General features: G+C 67.0%; 16 protein-coding genes. 10 read left to right on the top strand and 6 right to left on the bottom strand.

Annotated features, from left to right (window positions below; all coding sequences use genetic code 11):
- Positions 1-72 precede the first annotated feature (72 nt).
- Complete coding sequence (locus DVW87_RS00280) at positions 73-582, top strand: host attachment family protein (protein WP_114685797.1); 510 nt, start codon at positions 73-75, stop codon at positions 580-582.
- Positions 583-676: 94 nt separating this feature from the next.
- On the opposite strand, the gene DVW87_RS00275 is transcribed toward DVW87_RS00280, so the two are convergent.
- Entirely contained in the window at positions 677-1,555 is an 879-nt protein-coding gene (locus tag DVW87_RS00275; RefSeq protein WP_239017688.1) for a hypothetical protein, read from the bottom strand.
- Positions 1,556-1,994: 439 nt separating this feature from the next.
- Here DVW87_RS00275 and dksA point away from each other — a divergent pair, with 439 nt between their 5' ends.
- Entirely contained in the window at positions 1,995-2,450 is a 456-nt protein-coding gene (dksA, locus tag DVW87_RS00270; RefSeq protein WP_114685796.1) for an RNA polymerase-binding protein DksA, read from the top strand.
- 80 nt (positions 2,451-2,530) lie between these two features.
- Complete coding sequence (locus DVW87_RS00265; RefSeq protein WP_114685795.1) at positions 2,531-2,911, top strand: PilZ domain-containing protein; 381 nt, start codon at positions 2,531-2,533, stop codon at positions 2,909-2,911.
- A gap of 40 nt (positions 2,912-2,951) precedes the next feature.
- Here the strand turns inward: DVW87_RS00265 and DVW87_RS00260 are convergent, their stop codons facing one another.
- Positions 2,952-3,107 (bottom strand): YdcH family protein, encoded by a 156-nt coding sequence (locus DVW87_RS00260; protein ID WP_114686969.1) that lies wholly within the window; start codon positions 3,105-3,107, stop codon positions 2,952-2,954.
- A gap of 130 nt (positions 3,108-3,237) precedes the next feature.
- Here DVW87_RS00260 and DVW87_RS00255 point away from each other — a divergent pair, with 130 nt between their 5' ends.
- On the top strand, positions 3,238-3,435 hold the full coding sequence (locus DVW87_RS00255; RefSeq protein ID WP_114685794.1) for a YdcH family protein: 198 nt from the start codon (positions 3,238-3,240) through the stop codon (positions 3,433-3,435).
- A 96-nt stretch (positions 3,436-3,531) separates the two neighbouring features.
- Positions 3,532-3,993: a DUF1465 family protein gene (locus DVW87_RS00250; protein WP_239017687.1), complete on the top strand. Its 462-nt coding sequence runs from the start codon at positions 3,532-3,534 to the stop codon at positions 3,991-3,993.
- A gap of 84 nt (positions 3,994-4,077) precedes the next feature.
- Here the strand turns inward: DVW87_RS00250 and DVW87_RS00245 are convergent, their stop codons facing one another.
- Complete coding sequence (locus DVW87_RS00245; RefSeq protein ID WP_114685793.1) at positions 4,078-5,049, bottom strand: NAD(P)H-dependent flavin oxidoreductase; 972 nt, start codon at positions 5,047-5,049, stop codon at positions 4,078-4,080.
- 120 nt (positions 5,050-5,169) lie between these two features.
- On the opposite strand from DVW87_RS00245, the gene DVW87_RS00240 reads away from it, so the two are divergent.
- Positions 5,170-7,788 carry a M1 family metallopeptidase gene (locus tag DVW87_RS00240; RefSeq protein WP_114685792.1) on the top strand — a complete coding sequence of 873 codons (2,619 nt, stop codon included), beginning with the start codon at positions 5,170-5,172 and terminating at the stop codon, positions 7,786-7,788.
- A 610-nt stretch (positions 7,789-8,398) separates the two neighbouring features.
- On the opposite strand, the gene DVW87_RS00230 is transcribed toward DVW87_RS00240, so the two are convergent.
- Both DVW87_RS00230 and bglX read right to left on the bottom strand, forming a co-directional pair.
- Positions 8,399-8,923, bottom strand: coding sequence for a gamma carbonic anhydrase family protein (locus DVW87_RS00230; RefSeq protein ID WP_114685790.1), 525 nt, complete (start codon positions 8,921-8,923; stop codon positions 8,399-8,401).
- A gap of 39 nt (positions 8,924-8,962) precedes the next feature.
- Positions 8,963-11,236, bottom strand: a complete 2,274-nt coding sequence (gene bglX, locus DVW87_RS00225; RefSeq protein WP_114685789.1) for a beta-glucosidase BglX — start codon at positions 11,234-11,236, stop codon at positions 8,963-8,965.
- A 250-nt stretch (positions 11,237-11,486) separates the two neighbouring features.
- On the opposite strand from bglX, the gene DVW87_RS00220 reads away from it, so the two are divergent.
- From DVW87_RS00220 to DVW87_RS00205, 4 genes are all read left to right on the top strand, one after another.
- Complete coding sequence (locus DVW87_RS00220; protein ID WP_239017686.1) at positions 11,487-12,461, top strand: LacI family DNA-binding transcriptional regulator; 975 nt, start codon at positions 11,487-11,489, stop codon at positions 12,459-12,461.
- Positions 12,458-15,433, top strand: a complete 2,976-nt coding sequence (locus tag DVW87_RS00215) for a TonB-dependent receptor (protein ID WP_114685787.1) — start codon at positions 12,458-12,460, stop codon at positions 15,431-15,433. Before DVW87_RS00220 ends, DVW87_RS00215 begins: the two co-directional genes overlap by 4 nt.
- A 70-nt stretch (positions 15,434-15,503) precedes the next feature.
- The gene (locus DVW87_RS00210; protein ID WP_181814652.1) at positions 15,504-16,934 is read left to right on the top strand and encodes a glucoamylase family protein; all 1,431 of its coding nucleotides are present in this window, start codon (positions 15,504-15,506) and stop codon (positions 16,932-16,934) included.
- Positions 16,931-19,651, top strand: coding sequence for a glucosidase family protein (locus DVW87_RS00205; RefSeq protein WP_114685785.1), 2,721 nt, complete (start codon positions 16,931-16,933; stop codon positions 19,649-19,651). Before DVW87_RS00210 ends, DVW87_RS00205 begins: the two co-directional genes overlap by 4 nt.
- Positions 19,652-19,693: 42 nt before the next feature.
- Here DVW87_RS00205 and uvsE read toward each other — a convergent pair whose 3' ends face one another.
- The gene (gene uvsE, locus DVW87_RS00200; RefSeq protein ID WP_114685784.1) at positions 19,694-20,848 is read right to left on the bottom strand and encodes a UV DNA damage repair endonuclease UvsE; all 1,155 of its coding nucleotides are present in this window, start codon (positions 20,846-20,848) and stop codon (positions 19,694-19,696) included.
- Positions 20,849-20,871: the final 23 nt, after the last annotated feature.

The following is a 20,871-nucleotide window of genomic DNA, read 5'->3' as shown; positions in this document are numbered from 1 at the left end:
CAAGGCCGGACGGCGCAACCCGCGGGCAAGCTCCCGCGTTGGCGCCGGGAACCGAAAAGAAGGAGAAACGCCATGCAGGTTCCCCACAATGCCGTCGTTTGCGTCGCCGACGGGCGCAAGATGCTGTTCCTGCGGAACCAGGGCGACGAGGCCTATCCCAACCTGACGGTGGAGAAGGCGGAGGAGCGTCCGAACCCTGCGGATCGCGACCAGAAGACCGATGCGGCCGGAGGCGCCTCCTCGACGCAGACCGGCGCCGGCGCGCCCGCCGTTGCGCAGGGCGGCTCCAACCATGCGCAGGGCGGCGGTGCGCAGTTCGCTCCCTCGCGCGGATCGTTCGAGGAAACGGACTTCCATCAGCTGGAGGAGGATCGCTTCGCTGCCGAAGTGGCGGACCTTCTCAAGCGGCGCGCCTTGCGCCACGATTATGATGCGCTGTTCGTCGTCGCGCCGCCCAAGACGCTCGGTGAACTGCGCAAGCATTATCACGTCGAAGTGCAGCATCGCCTGAAGGGGGAGCTGGACAAGGACCTGACCGGGCATCCGATCGACCAGATCGAACAGGCACTGCAGGCGGCGTGATGCCGTCACGCTGATCCGGTGTTGCCGGGTCGCCCACACGAACAAAGGGCCGCCGGATCGCTCCGACGGCCCTTTGCTTGCACGAACCTTCAGTTCAGGCGGCGGTTGCCGCCTTCTTGCTGAAGCGCTTGCGGCCGACCAGCGCAGCGGCGGCGGCTCCGAACAGGAGAACCATGGGCGGCGCCGGCACCGGCGCGGGCGGGCCGCTGGACGAGCCGGTGGAACCGTGGTGACCGCTCGACGTCCAGCCACCGTTCGAACTCCAGCCGCCGTTCGAGCTCCAGCCCTTGCTGCTGGAGCCGTAGCTCGACGAGCTCTGGTGCTGGTCCTGATCCTGGTTCTGGTGCTGCCCCTGGTTCTGGTGCTGCCCCTGGTTCTGGTTCTGGCCCTGGTTCTGTGATTGCTCGTTGTTGTTGTTATTATTGTTGCTGTTGTTGTTCGTGTTCTCGTTGGAATTGTTGTTCTGATTGTTGTTGTTGTTGTCGTTCGACTGGTTGTTGTTGTTCTCGGCGTTCGAATTGTTGTTGTTGTTGTTGTCGATGTCCACGTTCGCACCGCCCGTGGAGGTCGACGACGAGACCTTGCCGGATGAGCTGGTGGAGGTGGAGCCCGAGGAGATTACGATCGAGCCGCTGGACCCGCCGCCGCTGCCGCCGAAGAAACCGCCGCCAAAGCCGCCGCCGCCCGCAAAGCCGCCGCTGCCGCCGATCACGGGCACGAACCCGCCGCCGCCGCCGAAGCTCGCCTGGGCGACCGGGACAGGGGGCAGGGGCACGGGCGCGCCCTGCGCCGTGGTGGTGATCACCTGCGGCGGACAGCTGGTCCGGCTGGTGGTGACGATTCGGCGGACACGCGTGCGGGCACGGGTGGATGCCACCACTCGCTTGGTGACTACGCGCTTGGTCACCTTCTTGGCGTACGAAGCGCGCGCCTGCGCACCTTCCGCCACGTGCACCGCGCCGCCACCGATCAACGCGCCCCCGCATGTGCAGGCGCAAAGTTTTGCCAAAGCCATCCGCACCGACATTATCGTCACTTTCCCGTTGCCGGCGCTGAAGAGCCGGAGCGTGTCCCAGTAGCTGCTTGGTCCGCTGCTATCGAGGCACAGTGCCCAACAAAGTTTTAAGTTCAACCGCCTTAACCATGGTGGGAGTGTCCCACGGGAGATTCTCGCAGCCGCCGCAGCTTGGAATATGGTTAACGTATCGTTACGGGACGGAAGAGCGGCTCAACTTGCCGCGGCGCCGCCGACCGGGCGGGCTCGTTCATCGCCGGCTCACCACCTCTCGACCAAGGACGGGGCCATACGCTCGGCTTGCTTGTGGACTGCCCCTGGCGACGCTATAGGCGCGGTCGGGCAAGGGGCGGTCTCGCATCAGGCAACAAGGCGAGGCCGGGGAGAGAGCGGATCTATGGCGACTGTGCTTAATCGCGTGGACGAGACCAACATCGCACCGGCCAATGACGAGGGCGGCTACCGCCCGAGTGCTGACGAGCCGTTCATGAACGAGCGCCAGCAGGCCTATTTCCGCAAGAAGTTGCTGCAGTGGAAGGAGGCGATCCTGCGCGAGGCGCAGGGCACGCTTTCCCAGTTGCAGGTCGACAGCCTGCGCGAGGCGGACCTCACCGACCGTGCCTCCAGCGAAACGGACTGGTCGATCGAGCTGCGCACGCGCGACCGCCAGCGCAAGCTGATCGCCAAGATCGATGCTGCCCTGCGCCGGATCGACGAGGGCGAATATGGCTATTGCGAGGTGACCGGCGAACCGATCTCGCTCGGCCGCTTGGAGGCCCGTCCCATCGCCACGATGACGCTGGAGGCGCAGGAGCGCCACGAGCGCAACGAAAAGGTTTCGCGGGACGATTGAGGCGGAGCCGCGGCCTTAAGCGAATGGCAAAGCTTTTGCTGTTTGATCGCCGCTGACCGAAAATTCCCTCGAGCAGGCAGATGGACAGCATTCCCCACGATCCTTTCCCGTCCGCGGACACGGACGACGCGGGCAGCAACCGCAGCAAGGCTCGCGACTCGCTGTTCCTGATGGCTGGTTTTCGACGGGTGGGCGATGCCGAGACCAGGCAGGTGCGGGTCCGCAATCTATCCGAAGGCGGATTGATGGCCGAATTGCCGGACGATCTCGACATCGGCACCCGGGTGGAGATCGACGTGCGCGGTGTGGGTGTCGTGCCCGGACGGGTGGCCTGGTCGACACAGGGGCGCACGGGCGTGGCGTTCGATCGCCCGATCGATCCGCTCGCGGCACGCAAGCCGGTGGGCGGATCGGGTGAGGCGGCGCGGCGGCGAACGACGCTAAAACCGCCGCTGCGCTGATCCCGGCCCGCGCGTTTTCGCCACGCGGGCCGAGCCGGCTTTATTGTTCGGATATCTCGTCCTTCACGCGCAGCTTTTGCTTCTTGAGCGTCGCGATGAGCCCGGTGTCCGGTTGCGGACGATGCGATTCGGCGTAGATTCGCTGGTCGAGCACGGCATGCTTGGCTTCGAGGGCCGAGAGGTGCGCAGTGTTCATGGAAAACTCCTTCACAGCTTGGAAGGGGATTGAACCACGAATCGCTTGCCGTGTCTCGCCTACAAGCGGTAAGTGATCGGTTTACCGCGACGACCTGTTCTGTGCGGGCGCTGCCGCGGCGGGGGGCTCGATGGACGAGGATCAGCTGGCCGAGCGGCTGGACGTGTTGCGAACCGAGCATCGTGACCTTGATGCGGCGATAGACGCGCTTCGGCAGGCGGGATCGAGCGACCAGTTGCAGATCGCGCGGTTGAAGAGGCGCAAGCTGCGGCTGCGTGACGAGATCGTCGCGATCGAGGACGCGCTGATTCCCGACATCATTGCCTGACAAGGTGGAACTCTGCCCCGCTTTGGGACGGTCTACCGCGATGGAAGTACGCGTGGGCGGATTCTCGCCGGGCGCTGACCTTGGTATCGTGCGCCCATGATGGGGATCATGGGGGACAAGAGGCTGCAACGACGGTTGATTGACACGCTGTATGTCGACGCCATGGTGCTGGCGGACGAGGCGCGGTCCTATTTCGACCAGGGCGGGCGCGTGGACCGCGACGCGCTCGATCCCATGGCGCGCGTGTCCTTCTCCTGCGAGTCGCTGAAGGTGACGACGCGCCTGATGCACGTGATCGCCTGGCTGTTGACCCAGCGGGCGGTGGACGTGGGCGAGATGGCACCACGCGACGCGCTTGATCCGTCACGCCGGCTCGGCCCCGCGCCGCAGAGCGATCCCGTGGCCGTGGAGCAGATGCCGACGCGCGCGCGTTCGCTGATCGCCGCCAGCGCAGAATTGTACCGGCGGGTGCAGCGACTGGACGAGGCGCAGATCGCGCAGATGGCGCCGGTGAGCCCGGCAAGGACGATGCTGGACCGATTGGCGATGTCGATCTGACCGACGCGACGCAGCTGCCGGCGGAGCAGCTAGCGACGCGGCGTTCAGGACCGGCGACACCGCTGGCGGTGTCGCATGCTGCGCTCAGCCGAGCAGCCGGGCGCGGGCAGCGGCATATTGATCGGCAAGCCGGTCCACACGCGCCGCCACCGGCTCGACGCGATCAACTGCGCCGATGCCCTGGCCCGAGCCCCAGATGTCCTTCCACGCCTTCGGCTTTGCCCCCGTGCCGTCGTTCGCGCCGCCGCCGAAGTTCATGGTCTTGAGGTCGCCCTCCGGCAGATTGTCCGGATCAAGGCCGGCGCGCTGGATCGACCCGCGCAGATAATTGCCGTGCACGCCGGTGAAGAGGCTCGAATAGACGATGTCCGATGCACGTCCCTCGACGATGCCCTGCTTGTACGCAGGATCGGCATTCGCCTCCTCCGTCGCGATGAACGGGGAGCCGATATAGGCGAAGTCGGCGCCCATTGCCTGCGCGGCGAGGATCGCGTCTCCGGTCGCGATCGAGCCGGACAGCGCAAGCGGACCGGCGAACCATTGGCGGATCTCCTGCACCAGCGCGAACGGGGAAAGGCGTCCGGCATGGCCGCCGGCACCGGCGGCAACGGCGATCAGCCCGTCTGCGCCCTTTTCGATCGCCTTGCGCGCGAAACGGTCGTCGATCACGTCATGAAGGGTGATGCCGCCCCAGCCGTGCACCGCAGTGTTGAGGTCCTCGCGCGCGCCAAGCGAGGTGATGATGATCGGCACCTGCCACTTGGCGCAGGTGGCGAGATCCTGTTCGAGCCGGTCGTTGGACCGGTGGACGATCTGATTGACGGCAAAGGGCGCGGCGGGCCGGTCCGGGTGTGCGCGATTGTGGGCGGCGAGCTCTTCCGTGATGCGGTGCAGCCATTCGTCGAGCTGTGCCGCCGGCCGGGCGTTGAGCGCGGGAAAGGAGCCCACGATCCCCGCCTTGCACTGGGCGATCACCAGGTCAGGACCGGAGATGATGAACAGCGGCGACCCGATCACGGGCAGGCGCAGGCGGCTTAGAAGATCGGGTACGCTCATGGGCGGGACCATAACGCAAGCGAATTGGCTGTCCAGCAAGGTTCCGGATTGCGCCGGGCCTGCAATGCCTTATGGAGGCAACACACTGCGCATCAGACGCAACATAAAAGGGGTTTTTCGATGAAGCTCGCCGCTGCCGCCGCCCTTCTGTTCACCGTGTCCGCGCCGGCGCTGGCGCAGGGCCAGCTCCCGCGCACCGTGGTGCCGGTGTCGTACGACATCACCGTCACGCCGAACCCCAAGGCGTTCGACGCCAAGGCGAAGCCCAGCCCTGAGGCGATGACCTTCACCGGCTCGGAGACGGTGCAGGTCGACGTCAAACAGCCCACTCGCACGATCGTTCTGAACGCCGCCGAGCTGCAGATCGGCCGGGTGACGTTCGACGGCAAGGCAGCGACCGCAACCCTCGACGAGAAGACGCAGCAGCTGACGGTGGCCCTGCCGGCGGAGGCCAAGGCCGGCGCGCACACGCTGACCTTTGCATGGACCGGCAAGCTGAACTCCACCGCCGCCGGGTTCTTCTTCACCGACTATACCAATCCGGACGGCACGCCCGGCCGCATGCTGGCCACCCAGTTCGAGGCGCCGGATGCGCGCCGCTTCGCGCCGATGTGGGACGAGCCCTCGTTCAAGGCCAAGTTCACGGTGAACGCGGTATCTCCCGCGGGCCAGACCGCCTTTTCCAACATGCCGGCGACGAAGGTCACCAAGCAGGGCGATGGCAGCAGCCTCTACAGCTTCGGTCAGACGCCCGTCATGTCGAGCTATCTCCTGTTCCTCGGCCTGGGCGACGTGGAGCGCAAGACCGTTCAGGCGGGCAACACCGAGATCGGCGTCATTACCCGCCGGGGCGTGGTGAACCAGGGCGATTACTCGCTCAGCGAAGCCAAGCGGCTGCTGGCCTATTACAACGACTATTTCGGCCAGCCCTATCCGCTGCCCAAGATGGACATGATCGCCGGCCCAGGCTCCTCGCAGTTCTTCGGCGCGATGGAGAACTGGGGCGCGATCTTCTATTTCGAGAACGAACTGCTCGTCGATCCGCAGCGCACCACGCAGAGCGGGCGTGAGCGCATCTTCTCCGTCGTGGCGCATGAAATGGCGCACCAGTGGTTCGGCGATCTCGTCACCATGGGGTGGTGGGACGACCTGTGGCTGAACGAGGGCTTCGCCTCGTGGATGGAAAACAAGTCGTCCACCGTGCTTAACCCGAGCTGGGGCGACAAGGAGACGGCGGTTGCCGGCGCGCGCGAAGGCGCCATGGCGGCCGACGGCACCGCAGCCACGCACCCGATCATCCGCCACATCGAGACGGTGGACCAGATGGGCGAGGCCTTTGACGGCATCACCTATGCCAAGGGCCAGGCGGTGATCGGCATGCTCGAGTCCACGCTGGGCGCGGACGTGTTCCGCAACGGCATCCGCAGCTACATGGCGAAATACAAGTACGGCAACACGCAGACGGACCAGCTCTGGTCCGAGCTGGAAAAGGCCGCGGGCAAGCCGGTCAAGCAGATCGCCGACAGCTTCACCCGTCAGGGCGGCGTGCCGCTCGTTTCGCTGACCTCCGCCAAGTGCGTCGGCGGCAACACGCAGGTCGTGCTGTCGCAGGGTCGCTGGGGCCTCGACGCGCCGTCCAAGGCGGCGCAGACCTGGTATGTGCCCATGACGCTGGCGACCGTGGGTGGGCAGACGACGAGCGCGGTGGTCACGGGTGCGTCGACGCCGGTGACCGTGGGCGGCTGCGGCACGCTGGTGCTGAACCGCGACAAGGGCTCCTACGTCCGCACGAAGTATGACGTGCCGACGCATGCCGCGCTGGTGAAGAATTTCAACAGGCTGGAGGTGACCGATCAGCTCGGCACGCTGGGCGACGACATGGCGCTGGCGATGAGCGGCGACCAGGACATGGGCGTGTACTTCGATACGATCGGCGCCGTGCCCGGCGAGGCGAGCCCGATCGTCTGGGCGATGGTGACCGGACATCTCGGCGCGATGGGCGGGCTCGTCCAGGGCACGCCGGCCGAGGCACAGGTGCGCGCCAAGTCCAACCGCATCCTTTCGCCGGTATTGCGCCGCGTCGGATACGAGGCTCAAGCCGGCGAGTCGCCGTCGGTGACCAACCTGCGCGAGGGCCTGATCGGGCGGCTCGGCGTCAACGGCGATCCGGAAGTGGCGGCCAAGGCGCGGACCTATGTCGCGGCGCTGAAGACCAACCCGGCGGCCATCCCGGTCGCGATCCGCACGCCGATTCTGACCACTTATGCGGTGAACGCAACGCCGGCCGAGTGGGAGCAGTTGCTGGAGATCACCAAGGCGGAAAAGAGCCCGGTCGCCAAGAACACCTATATCCGGCTGCTCGGCTCGGCACGCGACGACGCGCTGGCGCAGCGCGCGCTCGACCTCCTGAAGACCGATACCTTCACCACGCAGCAGAAGGCGGGCCTCTTGTCCGCCATTGCCGGCCGGCATTCGGACCTGGCGTTCGACTTCGCGGTCGCCAACACGGAGCTGGTCAACAGCTTCTTGGAGACGAGCACCCGCGCGCGCTACATCGTGGCGCTGGGCCAGGGATCGAGCGACCCGGCGATGCCGGGCAAGATCCAGGCCTTTGCCCAGAAGAACCTGGAGCCGGCGGCGCAAGGGTCCGCGCAGCGGGTGCTGGCGGTGATGGCCGCACGCAAGCAGGTGGTCGATCGCGTTCGTCCGTCCATCGTGAAGTGGGCGGCGGCGAAGTAAGGCACGAATAAATGGCGCCGCGATCGAGAGCGTCGCGGCGTCATTTCGCGCGCAGGCGCGTCACTTAAGCCTTGCGCGGCGGTGCGGCCCCAGGCGCAGCGCATGCGCCCTTCTTGTCCGACGCCTGGACTCGATTGGCAGTTGTTTGCCATTCTGATGGTGCTGCTGGTCGGGATCGGAGACGTGCCCAAGCTGTTTGCCGATCCCTCGGCCTGGCAGATCGGTCGTGTTGTTTTTTATGCGACGGGGACCCCAGGGCCGGTCGGTCCGCGTTCGGCCGTTCGCTCCTGCCTTCATGGCTCTGGCGGCCGTTCGCTCCCGCGTTCTGCATGGTCATGGCGTTCCAGCTGGGCCGGGGCGCGGGGCCGGTCGCCACGGTGGCATTCCGACCCGGCGGCTCTTTCCTACTGACGCTCGGCCTGCTGACGGTGGTGATGCCAGCCCTGGCGATCCTTTGCTTCACATGGCTCGGGCTGCTGCGTCAGGCCAGGATCGTCCGTCCCCAAGGTCGAGGTCTCGGTCGCAAGTTAGCACCGGAACCGCAATACGAACCGAGGCTTTGACCACCGCGAGGGGGTTCGGTGAGCAGGCGCTTTCGCGCCTGCGGCACCTAGCCGACCCGCTTCAGCCCCTCCGCGTTGCGCTGCGCCTTCTCGACATAATGGGCCGCGGACAGCTTCAACATCGTACGCGCTGCCTCGTCCAGCGTGCGCACGACCCGGGCGGGGCTGCCGAAGATGAGGCTGTTTTCCGGGAACTCCTTGCCTTCCGTGACGACCGCGCCGGCACCGACGATGCAGCCGGAACCGATCACCGCGCGGTTGAGCACGATGGCGCCCATCCCGATCAGCGCACCGTCACCCACCGTGCAACCATGAAGAACGGCGCGATGGCCGACCGTCACGTCCTCGCCGATCGTGAGCGGCGCGCCCGGATCGCTGTGGCACACGGCGCCTTCCTGCACGTTGGAGCGGGCGCCGATCACGATGGGCGTGTTGTCGCCGCGCAGCACGGCGCCGAACCAGACGCTGGCGTTCTCGCCCACCACGATCTCACCGATCAGATCGGCGCTGGGCGCTACCCACGCGCCCGCTCCGAGAAGCGGCGCCTTTCCGGCGATCTCGTACAAAGGCATGTGCTCTCTCCTGCGTGCGTGCGATCCGGGCCGCGACTCTCAGCCGAGCTCGAACGTGCCGTGTACGCCCTCGGCCTCGGCGGAAGGCGCGATCCAGACATCGAAGGTGCCGGGCTCCACAACCGACTTGAGGTCACGGCCGATAAAGGCAAGATCCTGCGGCGTGATGGTGAACCGTACCTGCTGCGAGGCGCCGGGTGCCAGCGCCACGCGGCGGAAATTGACGAGTTGGCGCACCGGCCGGGTGACGCTCGCCACACGGTCACGGATGTATAGCTGAACCACCTCCTCCGCCGCGCGAGCGCCATTGTTGGTGAGGGTCGCCTGCACGGCAAGCTGACCGTTCGCCGGCAAGCGACCGCCGCCGAGTTGCAGCGCCGAATAGCCGATCTGACCATAGGTCAGCCCGTGCCCAAACGGATAGAGCGCATCGTTCAGGATGCCGCGGAAATGGGCCTTGTAGGCTTGCGGCGCGCCGGGCGGGTTGGGACGGCCGGTTGGCTTGTGCGCATAATAATAGGGCTGCTGGCCCGTTGCGTGCGGGAAGCTGACCGGAAGACGGCCGGACGGCGAGGCGTCGCCGAACAGCAGATCGGCGATGGCATTGCCCGTTTCCGAGCCAAGGAACCAGGTGACGAGGATCGCCGGCGCGTTGGCGATCGCGCCGGCGAGTTCCAGCGCGCGACCGTTCTTGAGCACCACGACGATCGGCTTGCCGGTGCCGGCGACGGCTTCTGCCAAGGCGAGTTGCGGATCGGGGAGCGCGATGGAGGCGCGGGCCTGCGCCTCGCCGGACATGCCGGTATGTTCGCCCACCGCGAGCACCACGACGTCGGCTGCCCGTGCGGCCGCGACCGCCGCCTCGATGCCGCCCGCGATCGCCTCTTCCGGAGCGCAGCCCTGCGTGACGGTGATCGTCGCGCCCTTGGCCCGCAGGCCGGTGGCGAGATCCACCGCCTGTGCATCGTCGCCATAGACGCACCACGGCCCGACCAGGTCGTGCTTTCCTTCTGCGAACGGGCCGATCAGCGCGATCCGCTTGCCGCTCTTCGGCAAGGGCAGGAGATTGCCTTCGTTCTTCAGGAGAACGGCGGACTTCACCGCCGCCTCACGCGCGACCTTACGGTGCGCCGGGGTGAGAACGCGCGTCTTCTCGCGGCGCGGATCGATGCGGCGGAACGGATCGTCGAACAGGCCGAGCCGGGCTTTCACCGCAAGAACCCGGCGTACCGATTCGTCCACGCGAGCCATCGGCACCTCGCCGGCGGCCACAAGGCCGGGGAGATGCTGCATGTAGAGGCCGCTCTGCATGCTCATGTCCACGCCGGCGAGGAAGGCGAGGCGGGCGGCGTCGCGGCCGTCCTTCGCCACGCCGTGGGCGATCAGCTCCTCGTCGCCCGTATAGTCCGACACGACGATGCCATCGAATTTCCATTCGTCGCGCAGGACAGTGCGCATGAGCCAGTCATTCGCGGTCGCGGGAATGCCCGACAGCTCGTTAAAGGCGGCCATCACCGACAATGCACCGGCATCGAGGCCGGTCTTGAAGGGCGGCAGGTAGACGTCCCGCAGCGTGCGCTCGGAAACGTCCACCGTTGAGTAATCCAGCCCCGCCTCCGCCGCGCCATAGGCGGCGAAGTGCTTCATGCAGGCCATCACCGCGTCCGCCGCGGTGAGCTTGTCGCCCTGGAAACCCTTCACGCGCGCGGCAGCGAACATCTTGCCGAGCCAGACGTCCTCCCCGGCGCCCTCGACGCCGCGGCCCCAGCGCTGGTCGCGCGCGATGTCCACCATCGGCGCAAAGGTCCAGTCGATGCCGGCGGCAGCGGCCTCCACGGCGGCGATGCGGGCGGTGCGCTCGGCCAGTTCGGGGTCCCAGCTTGCCGCTTCGCCGAGCGGCACGGGGAAGATGGTGCGGAAACCGTGGATGATGTCGGCCGCGAAGATCAGCGGGATCTTGAGGCGGGATTGCTTGATCGCCGCCAACTGCATCTGCCGCGACATCTCGGCGCCGTTTCCGTTGAACACGCCGGTCAGATGGCCGGCGCGAACCTGTGCGAGCTGTTCGGTGAAGGTCGCGCCGGCGGAGGGCGGGTTGAGCGCGGTGGCCGCGGAGCCGGCCCAGGCAGCGGCGTTCAGGGTAAGCTGTCCCGCCTTCTCCTCGATCGTCATTCGGGAAACGAGTGCATCGAGATCAGGCGAGGCGGTCGCATCGGTGCTGCGCAGCAAGGCGCGCGCCGGGCTCGCCGCCCAGGCGCCGATCGCGCCGGCAGCCATCAACGCGGCGCGGCGCGTGATCCGAGTGTCCGTCATGCTTTCTCTCCCTGTGGCCGGCGTGCAACGCCTGCCGCTCTTTCGACCCATTGGCCAGCGCCATGTCACGGAATTGCCATGGACGGCCATCGTGTAACCGGTTACATCTGGCTCAGACGACGAGCAAGGCCAGTTTGGCCGTCCGGGCGATCGACGCGAGAAGCGACCCGGCCGGGAGGATGAGAAAGGTTTCATGACGCAGGCCACCATCCGCGATGTTGCGCGGCATGCGGCGGTTTCGGTCGCATCGGTGTCGCGAGCGCTCAACGGGGCCGCCAGCGTCAGCCCGGCTACCCGCGACCGCGTTCAGGCCTCCGCGCGGGCGCTCGGCTACGTTCCCAACGCCGCCGCCCGGTCGCTCAGCCTTGCGCGCAGCAACACCATCGGCGTGGTGCTGCCGGAACTGCATGGCGAATTCTTCTCCGAGATCGTGCGGGGCATGGACCGGGCTGCGGGCAGCCTCGGCCTGCAGCTGCTCCTGTCCAACATGCACGCGGATGTGGAGCTCGCCGCGCATGCCCTGCGCGCGATGCGCGGGCGGGTGGATGGCCTGCTCATCATGGCGCCCGAACTTGCCGCCGCGACGCTGATCGATGCGCTGCCGGGGCAGCAACCGGCCGTGCTCATCAACTGCGCCGCCGCGGGAAGGAGCCATCCGGGCTTCGGCATCGACAATCGCGCGGGGGCGGCGGCCATGGTGCGCCACCTGCTCGCGCAAGGGCGGCAACGGATCGTCCATCTGGCCGGCCCGGGCTCGAACCTGGATGCGCGCGAGCGGCAGGAAGGGTTCACAGCAGCGATGGCGGAACTCGCGCCGGGTGCCCCGGTTGAGGTGCTCGCCGGCGACTTTCACGAGGAGACCGGCATGGCGGCGGCGCAGGCCCTGCTGTCGCGCGGGCCGGCCTGCGACGCAATCTTCGCGGCGAACGACCAGATGGCGATCGGCGCAATGCGCGCCTTGCAGGATGCCGGCGTGGACGTGCCGGGACGCATCGCCGTCGCCGGTTTCGACGACGTTCCCGTCGCTCGCTATCTCGCGCTCAGCACGATGCGCGTGCCCATTGCCGAGATGGGCGCCCGCGCGCTCGCTCGCCTCGCCAGGTTGATCGACGGAACGGACACAACGACCGACGTCGAGCTTCTCGTCCCCGAACTGGTCGTGCGCGGCACGACGGCCACGGGCGCGATTTCAAACAAGAACCCACAGGAGGAACCCACGTCATGACGAAGAGGGGACAGCGCTTCGGCGCGCTGCTTTTCACCACCAGCGCACTGGCCGCGGCCGCCGCGCTGCCGACCGCCGCGCACGCGCAGACCACCACGGCGAGCCTTCGCGGCACCGTGCGCACCGCCGACGGCGCGCCGGCCGCCAACCAGGAGGTGAGCGCGCGCAACGTCGCCACCAACCAGACCTATCGCGCGATCACCGGCGCGGGCGGCGCCTATGCGCTGAACGGCCTGCGTCCGGGCAGCTATGAGGTGCGTACGGTCGCCACGGACGGCTCCGCCATCGTTCAGAACATCACGGTGGGCATCGGCCAGTCGGCGACGCTTGACCTCGCGCCGGCCGCCGTCAGCACCGATGCGACGCCGACCGCGGAGGTCGGCGGCGACGTGGTCGTGACCGCCGCGCGTGCCACCGAGACGCGCACCAGCGAAGTCGCCACCAACGTCAGCCAGGCGCAGATCGAGCGCCTGCCGCAGACCGACCGCAACTTCCTGTCCTTCGCCGCGCTGGCCCCCGGCGTGCGCTACAACGACAGCGAGACGGACAAGAGCTTCACCTCCGGCGCCTCCACCGCCAGCCAGGTGAACGTGTTCATCGACGGCGTGTCGCTGAAGAACAAGCTGCGCGAGGGCGGTGTCGCCGGCCAGCAGAACAGCCGCGGCAATCCGTTCGGCCAGCTGGCCGTGCAGGAGTTCCGCGTCGCCACGCAGAACTACAAGGCGGAATACGAGCAGGCGGGCGCGGCGGTCATCACCGCCGTCACGAAGTCCGGCACCAACGAGTTCCACGGCGAGGCGTTCGGCCAGTATACGGACCGGAGCCTCAGCGAGAAAAGCTATATCGACAAGCGTGACGGCAACGCGAAGCCTGCATTCGAACGCAAGCAGTACGGCGTGTCGCTGGGCGGCCCGATCATCAAGGACAAGCTGTTCTTCTTCGCCGCCTATGAGGGCAACGATCAGGATCGAGCCTTCAACGTCAATCCGCGCGCTACGGCGAACGCGACGGCGATCACCGAATTCGAGCGGTTCTCCGGCCGCCGTCTCAGCGACTTCGAAGGCGCGTTCGTGTCGCCGTTCCGCGGTGACTTCTACTTCGGAAAGCTGACGCTGGCGCCGAACAGCTCGGACGTGTTCGACCTGTCGTTCAGCCGTCGCGAAGAGACGGACATCCAAGGCTTCCAGGGTATCATCAGCTACGAGAACGCCGAGAACAAGATCAACAAGATCGACACCTACGTCTACAAGTGGACGCATACCGGCTCGAACTTCGTCAACGAATTCAACGCCAACTACCTGAACTACAACTTCAACCCGGTTTCGTTGAGCCCGGATTTGCCTACGTTCGAATATTCGGGTGTCATCGTCTATGGTGGCAAGGACTCGACGCGCAACGAGACGCAGACCAGCTACACGCTGCGTGACGATTTCACGTACACCGGTTTCTCCGGCCACGTGTTCAAGGTGGGTGCGCGCGTCGAGATCACCGATATCCGCTTCATCAACAACGCCTACATCCAGCCGCGCTATACCTTCCAGCGCGAGGACAATGCCGGCACGCCGACCGACCCGAGCGACGATCTGACCTTCGCGTTTCCGGCCGAGGCGCGACTGGGCCTGGGTAACGGGCGCATCTATGGTTCGAACACGCAGGTCGGCCTCTACGCGCAGGACGATTGGGATATCACCGAGCGTCTGCAGCTGAACCTGGGCGTGCGCTGGGATTACGAAACCAACGCCAAGAACAACGACTATATCACGCCGGCGAATGCCGCCGCGGCGCTCCGCTCGCTGCCTGCGACCAGCTACTTCGATCCGGAGAACTACATTTCCACGGGCAGCAACCGGAAGCCGTTTGCCGGGGCGATCGCGCCGCGTGTCGGCTTCTCGTGGGACCTGTTCGACAATCAGTCGACCGTGGTCTTCGGCGGTGTCGGCCGCTATTACGATCGCAACAACTTCAACAACACGGTGGACGAGCTTTCGCGCACGATCAATCCGGTCGGCGTGTTCCGCTTCTCGCCCAACGGCACGCCGCGCCGTGGCCTGCCGACCGTGGCGTGGAACCCGGCCTATCTGACGCGCGAGGGCCTGCTGACGCTGCTGTCGACGCGGCCGGAGACGGCGCTGCCCGAGCTGCTGGCGACCAAGAACAACACCAAGCCGCCGGTCAACGACCAGTTCTCGCTGGGCGTACGCCAGCGGGTCGGGCCGTTCCAGGCGTCGTTGAGTGCTGCGTATCAGCGTGGTCGCAACGGCTATACCTATCTGTTCGCCACGCGGAACAACAACGGACTGGGCGGCTGCTGCAACACGGCAACGGTGCAGGCGAACGGTTATTCCAACGCGCTGATCGGCTATGACGGGCTCGATACCCGCTACAAGGCGATCTACTTCACGCTGGACAAGAACTACACGCGTGCCAGCGGCTGGGGCCTGAACATCGCCTATACGCTGGGCAAGGGCGAGAAGAATGGCGGCGACCTGTTCAGCCTCGACGAGGTGACGCCCGACAATTACGGCTGGCGCCCCAATGCGGGCGACGAGCGGCACCGCGTGGTGCTGTCCAGCCTGGTCGACCTGCCCTGGGGCATCCAGTTCTCCACGCTGACGACGCTGGGCAGCGGACAGGCGTACAACGTGTCGGACACCACGCTGGGCACGGAGCCGGGGCAGCGTCGCTTCCTGGTGGCCTATCCGGAGAAGAACTGCATCAAGGGCGTGTTCGCTTTCTGCGAGGTCAACCTGACCTTTGCCAAGCGGGTGAAGGTGCTGGGTGGCGGCGACGGGCTGGAGCTGGCCGTCGACGTGCTTAACGCGTTCAACAACAAGAACTTCGCTGGGTTCGACGAAGGCATCAACCTCAATGCCACGGTGCCGGACGTGCTGGAGCCGGCCAATGCAGAGAATGCGAGCCGGCTGCTGACGCTGCCGCGGCGCATCCAGTTCCGGGTCGGCTACAAGTTCTGACCCGTGTCCCCGTGGGCCGCGCGATCCCCCTCGCGCGGCCCTTTTCTTTGATAACGCGAGTATTTGTTTGATGATTTCCCGCCGATCGCTGCTCGTCCATGGTTCCACCCTGACGGCAGCGGCGGCGCTTCCCCGCGTCGCTCTCGCACAGGCGCCCGGTACCAACCGGCTGCCGCCTCTGTTCGCCGATATCGAGCGGCGGACCTTTCAGTGGTTCTGGGACACGGCCAACCCCCAGAACGGCCTCGTGCCAGACAATTGGCCCAATCCGGATTTCTGCAGCATCGCTGCCGTGGGTTTCGCGCTGACCGCCTATCCGGTCGGCGTTGCGCGCGGCTGGATCACGCGGGCACAGGCAAGGGCGCGGACGCTCACCACCCTGCGCTTCTTCTGGAACGCGCCGCAGGGGCCGGCGGAAAGCGGCGTGGCGGGGTACAAGGGCTTCTTCTACCACTTCCTGCACATGGACACCGGCCTCCGCTTCAAGGACGTGGAGCTTTCGACGGTGGACACCTCGCTGCTGTTCGGCGGCATCCTTTTCGCCGGACAGTTCTTCGGCGGGCGGCACCGCGACGAGGTGGAGATCCGCCGGCTGGCCAAGGCGATCTACGAGCGCGCGGAATGGCCGTGGTTCTTCCGCGGCGAGGAAGCGCTGTCGATGGGCTGGCACCCGGAAGAGGGCAAGGAGTTCATCAAAAAGAGCTGGACCGGCTATAACGAGGCCATGCTGGTCTATGTGCTGGGGCTCGGCTCGCCGACGCATCCGTTGCCGGACGGGACCTGGAACGCCTGGACCGCCACTTACGACAAGAGCTGGCACGGGGAGGGCGCGGAGCGGCACCTGGCCTTCGGGCCGATGTTCGCGCATCAATACAGCCACCTGTGGATCGACTTCCGCGGCATCCGCGATGCGCCGATGCGCGAGGCCGGCTTCGACTATTTCGAGAACAGCCGCCGCGCCACCTACGCGCAGCGCGCCTATGCCATCGACAATCCCGGCAAGTGGGAGGGCTATTCCGGCGACATCTGGGGCATCACCGCCAGCGCCGGTCCGGCCTGGGCCAAGTGGCAGTATAAGGGGCAGCTATGCGAGTTCCGCGGCTATTCGGCGCGCGGGCCCGAAAAGCAGCCGGACGGTTTCGACGACGGCACCCTGGCGCCCACCGCCGCACTCGGTTCGATCGCATTCGCACCCGAAATCGTGATCCCGGCCGTGGAGGCGATGCACGGGCGATGGGGGACGCGCATCTATTCGCGCTATGGATTCTTCGATGCGTTCAATCCCAGTTTCCGTTTCGCGGAGGTCGCGCTGGCCAAGGGTAGCGTCGATCCGCAGGCCGGCTGGGTGTCGGCCGATTACCTGGGGATCGATCAGGGGCCGATCCTGGGCGGGCTGGCGAACCATCGCGACGGCATGATCTGGGCGGCGATGCGCCGCTCGCCCGTGATCCGCACAGGCCTCAAACGCGCCGGCTTCACCGGCGGGTGGCTGGGCGCATGAAGGCGTTCGCCGCACTGTTGCTGATCGCCGCCGCCCCCCAGGCGGCGCCGGTGCTGCATCCGGGTACCTGGTTCGTGCTCGCCTCCGACGATGTGTCGGCAACGATCAAGCAGGACGCCGGCATGCGGCTGGACTATGATTTTGGCCGCGTGTCGGGCTTTGCCGGCGCAAAGGCCGCGCTGCCGATCGAATGGCCGGGCAACTTCGTTCTCCGGCTGCGGATCCGCGGGCAGGGCGGGGCCAACGACCTGCAGCTCAAGTTCGTCGATGCCTCGGGCGACAATGTCTGGTGGGTGCGCAAGGAAGGGTTCCGGCCGAGCGCCGACTGGCAGGTCATCGACGTGCCGGTGCGCGATGTGGAATGGGCATGGGGGCCGGACAAGGACCGCACGCTGCGCCGCACCGCCTCCGTGGAGCTGGTGGTCGCGCGCGGCGCCGAAGGCGGAAAGGGCTGGATCGAGCTGGGCGACCTGTCGCTTCGGCCCTTGCCGGGCGCGCCGGCGCCAAAGCCTCCGGCAGAACGCGGAATCAACGACACCCTCGCTTCAATCGCGAAAGCGGCACCACGCGGCGCCTATCCGCGTGGGTTCACGGAGCAGAGCTATTGGACGCTGGTGGGCGCCGATGGTGCGAGCGACAGCGGATTGATCGGCGAGGACGGCGCGGTGGAGCTCGGCAAGGGTGGTCCCTCGATCGAGCCCTTTGTGCTGAGCGCCGGACGGCGGTACAGCTGGGCGGACGTGGCGGAGACGCAGAGCCTCGAAGATGGCTATCTGCCGATCCCGCATGTGACCTGGAACGGGCCGGGCTGGACGCTGGACACCAGCGCTTTCGCCGACGTCTCCGATCCGCAGGGGCGGCTGTTCCTGCGCTATCGTCTGACGAACAAGAGCGCTGAGCGGCAGGACCTCAGGCTGGCGCTCGCACTGCGGCCGTTTCAGGTGAACCCGCCGGCACAGTTCCTCAGCCAGCGCGGCGGGCACAGCCCCGTCGACGCGGTGGAGCGGACTTCCGCCGGCTTGACATACCGTGTGCCGGCCGGCGAGCGCGGGGTGGCGAGCGTGGAGGCGCCGAGCAGCTTCGCGGCATGGACCGGCGCGGCGCTGATGCTGCCGCGGTCGCCGTCCACAGCAATCCAGAGCGTGCGAGGAGCCGAGGCGCTTGCCTCCGGCGCGATGCTCTATGCCATGAGATTGGCGCCGGGCGAGACGCGCGAGGTGCGCCTGGTCGCGCCGTTGCACGGGGCCGCGCAGGCCGTGGACGCCGCAGTCTTCGAGCGTGCCTACCAGGCCGCGCGCGCCTCGTGGCACGCGAAGCTCGATGCAGTGGGCATCACGCTGCCCGCATCCAAGCGGCACATCGCCGACAGCGTGCGATCGGGGCTGGCGCACATGCTGATGAGCCGGGCGGGACCGGCGCTGAAGCCCGGCACGCGCTCCTATGATCGGAGCTGGATCCGCGACGGGGCGATGATTTCCGACGGGCTGCTGCGGCTGGGCCAGGTGGCGCCGGTCGTCGATTATGCCCGCTGGTACTCGGCCTATCAGTTCAGCAACGGCAAGGTACCCTGCTGCGTCGACTTCCGCGGCGCCGATCCGGTGCCCGAGAATGACAGCCAGGGCGAATATATCCACCTCGTCACGCAACTGTACCGCTACACCGGCGACAAGGCGGTGCTGGAGCGATACTGGCCGCAGCTAACCGCGGCGTGGCGCTACATGGATGCGCAGCGCTTGTCCGAACGCACGGCGACGAACCGCACGCCCGAGCGCCAGATGCTCTACGGCCTGTTGCCGCCGTCGATCAGCCACGAGGGCTATTCCGCGAAGCCGCAATACAGCCTTTGGGACGATTTCTGGGGCCTGCGCGGCTACAAGGATGCGGTGATCGCCGCGGAGGCGCTCGGCAAGCCGGAGGCCGCATCGATGGCAGCGGCGCGCGATCAGTTTGCGGGTGACATCCACGCGGCGATCGCCGCCGCCGCGGCCTTTTGGAAGATCGACCATATACCGGGCGCCACCAGCAACGGCGATTTCGACGCAACCTCCACCACCATCGCTCTGGGCGTGGCGGACGAGAGCGCGCGGCTGGATCCGGCACTAACGCGCAACACGTTCGAGCGCATGTGGCGCAAGGTGATGGCACGGCGCGGCGCAACCGACTGGCAGGATTATACGCCGTACGAGTTGCGCAACGTCTCCGCGTTCGTGCGGCTGGGCTGGCGCGAGCGTGCCAATGCGCTGCTGGACTTCTATTTCGCCGATCAGCGCCCGCGCGCGTGGAACGGCTGGGCGGAAGTGGTCGGCCGGGACCCGCGCGAGATCCGCTTCATCGGCGACATGCCGCATGCCTGGATCTCTTCCGACTATATCCGCGCCGCGCTGGACCTGTTCGCCTATGAGCGGGCGGAGGATGAGAGCGTGGTGCTCGGCGCGGGGCTGACGGCGGACTATCTTGCAGGCGAAGGGGTGGCCATCCGGGGCTTGCGGACCAGCCACGGGGCGGTGGACTTTTCGTTCCGGCGCGCCGGCGGCGACGCCGTGGCCATGCTGGGAGGGACGGCGCGCGTGCCCGGCGGATATGTGCTGACCTGGCCCCTGGCGAGCGCGCCCGGGCGCACGACGGTGGACGGACGTTCCGCCCGCTGGGCAGCGGACGGCCTGCACGTGCCGGCGGACGGACGCGAGCATAAGGTGGTGGTGCGGATTGGGCGCTGATCGGCAGCCGCCGGATCCTCAGCGACTCCGGCGCGCAACCGTTCAGGCGGTTTCCAGATCCGCCACGCCCTCGTCCACGTCCGGCACGTCCTCGGGTTCGGGAGCGCCGGCTTCCAGCGCCGCTTCGTCCTGCGCCAAAGCCGCAGCGTCGTCCTCGTCCAGGCCAAAGCGGCGGGCCACGTCGGGCGCGTAGCGGTAAAGGTCCGCGCGCAGCTTCAGGAGGCTGACGTCCTTGCTCTTGCCCTCCAGCATGATGTCGAACTCGAGCCCCTCGGCCATGCGCATGAAGGTGGCGAACTCGAACGGGTTCTGGAAATCGGCATGTCCCGTCCAGATCGGCGGCCGCAACACGGTCTTGACCCGCGCTTTGGCCTTCACCGGCGCCTTGGTCAGCTCGCCCTTCTTCACCGTCCTGCCGGTCGCGCGCTGCTTCGCGGTGATCTTCTGCTGCAGCTCGCGCATGGCGGTGTTCGGACTGGAGAAGTGCAGCTTGGGGCGGACACCGTCGGGCCAGGTCGCGAGAAAGCGCTCCAGCGTCTGGCGCATGTCCAGCCGCTCGGGGTTGAGGCACCAGAAATGCTGGTAGTCGAAGATCAGGCGCACGCCGGTTCGCTCGTGGATCCAGAGCACGTCCGCCGCGGAGAAGCGGATGTCGTCATTCTCGAGCACCAGGCGCCGCCGGACGTGCTCGGGGCACTTCTCCCATCCCTCGATCCAGCGGGCGCGGCTGGCCTCATGATCGTCGTAGACGCCGCCGACATGGGTGACGCACACCGCCTCCGGCCCCAACTGCATGCGGTCGAGCATCTCGGCCTGGCTCGACAGATCCCAGATGCTCTTCTCGGTGAGCTTCGGGTCGGGGCTGTTGAGCAGCACGTATTGCGACGGATGGAACGACAACCGGATGTCCAGCGCCTTCGCCTTCGCGCCGAACGCGCGCAGCTCGGCGTCCGACTCGGCGACCATGTTGTGGAATTGCGGCATGTCCGGATGCGTGGCGTAGGGCGCCAGGTCCGAGGACAGGCGATACATGTCGATGCGCTCCTTCACCAGATAGTCGAGGATCGCGTCGACATGTTCCAGCGAGCATTTGAGGTGCGGGTTCTGCTGCCAGCGGCGGGTGTCGTTCGACTTGAGGCCGGGCTTGCCGATCACCTTGACCGGGATGCCGAGGCGCAGGGGGCGTTCGCTTGTCATGGCAAACCAACGAGCGACCCCCG

Origin of the sequence: Sphingomonas aracearum, from assembly GCF_003345355.1 — a bacterium.
Taxonomy (GTDB): Bacteria; Pseudomonadota; Alphaproteobacteria; order Sphingomonadales; family Sphingomonadaceae; genus Sphingomonas; species Sphingomonas aracearum.
This window is presented reverse-complemented; position numbering and strand designations above follow the sequence as displayed.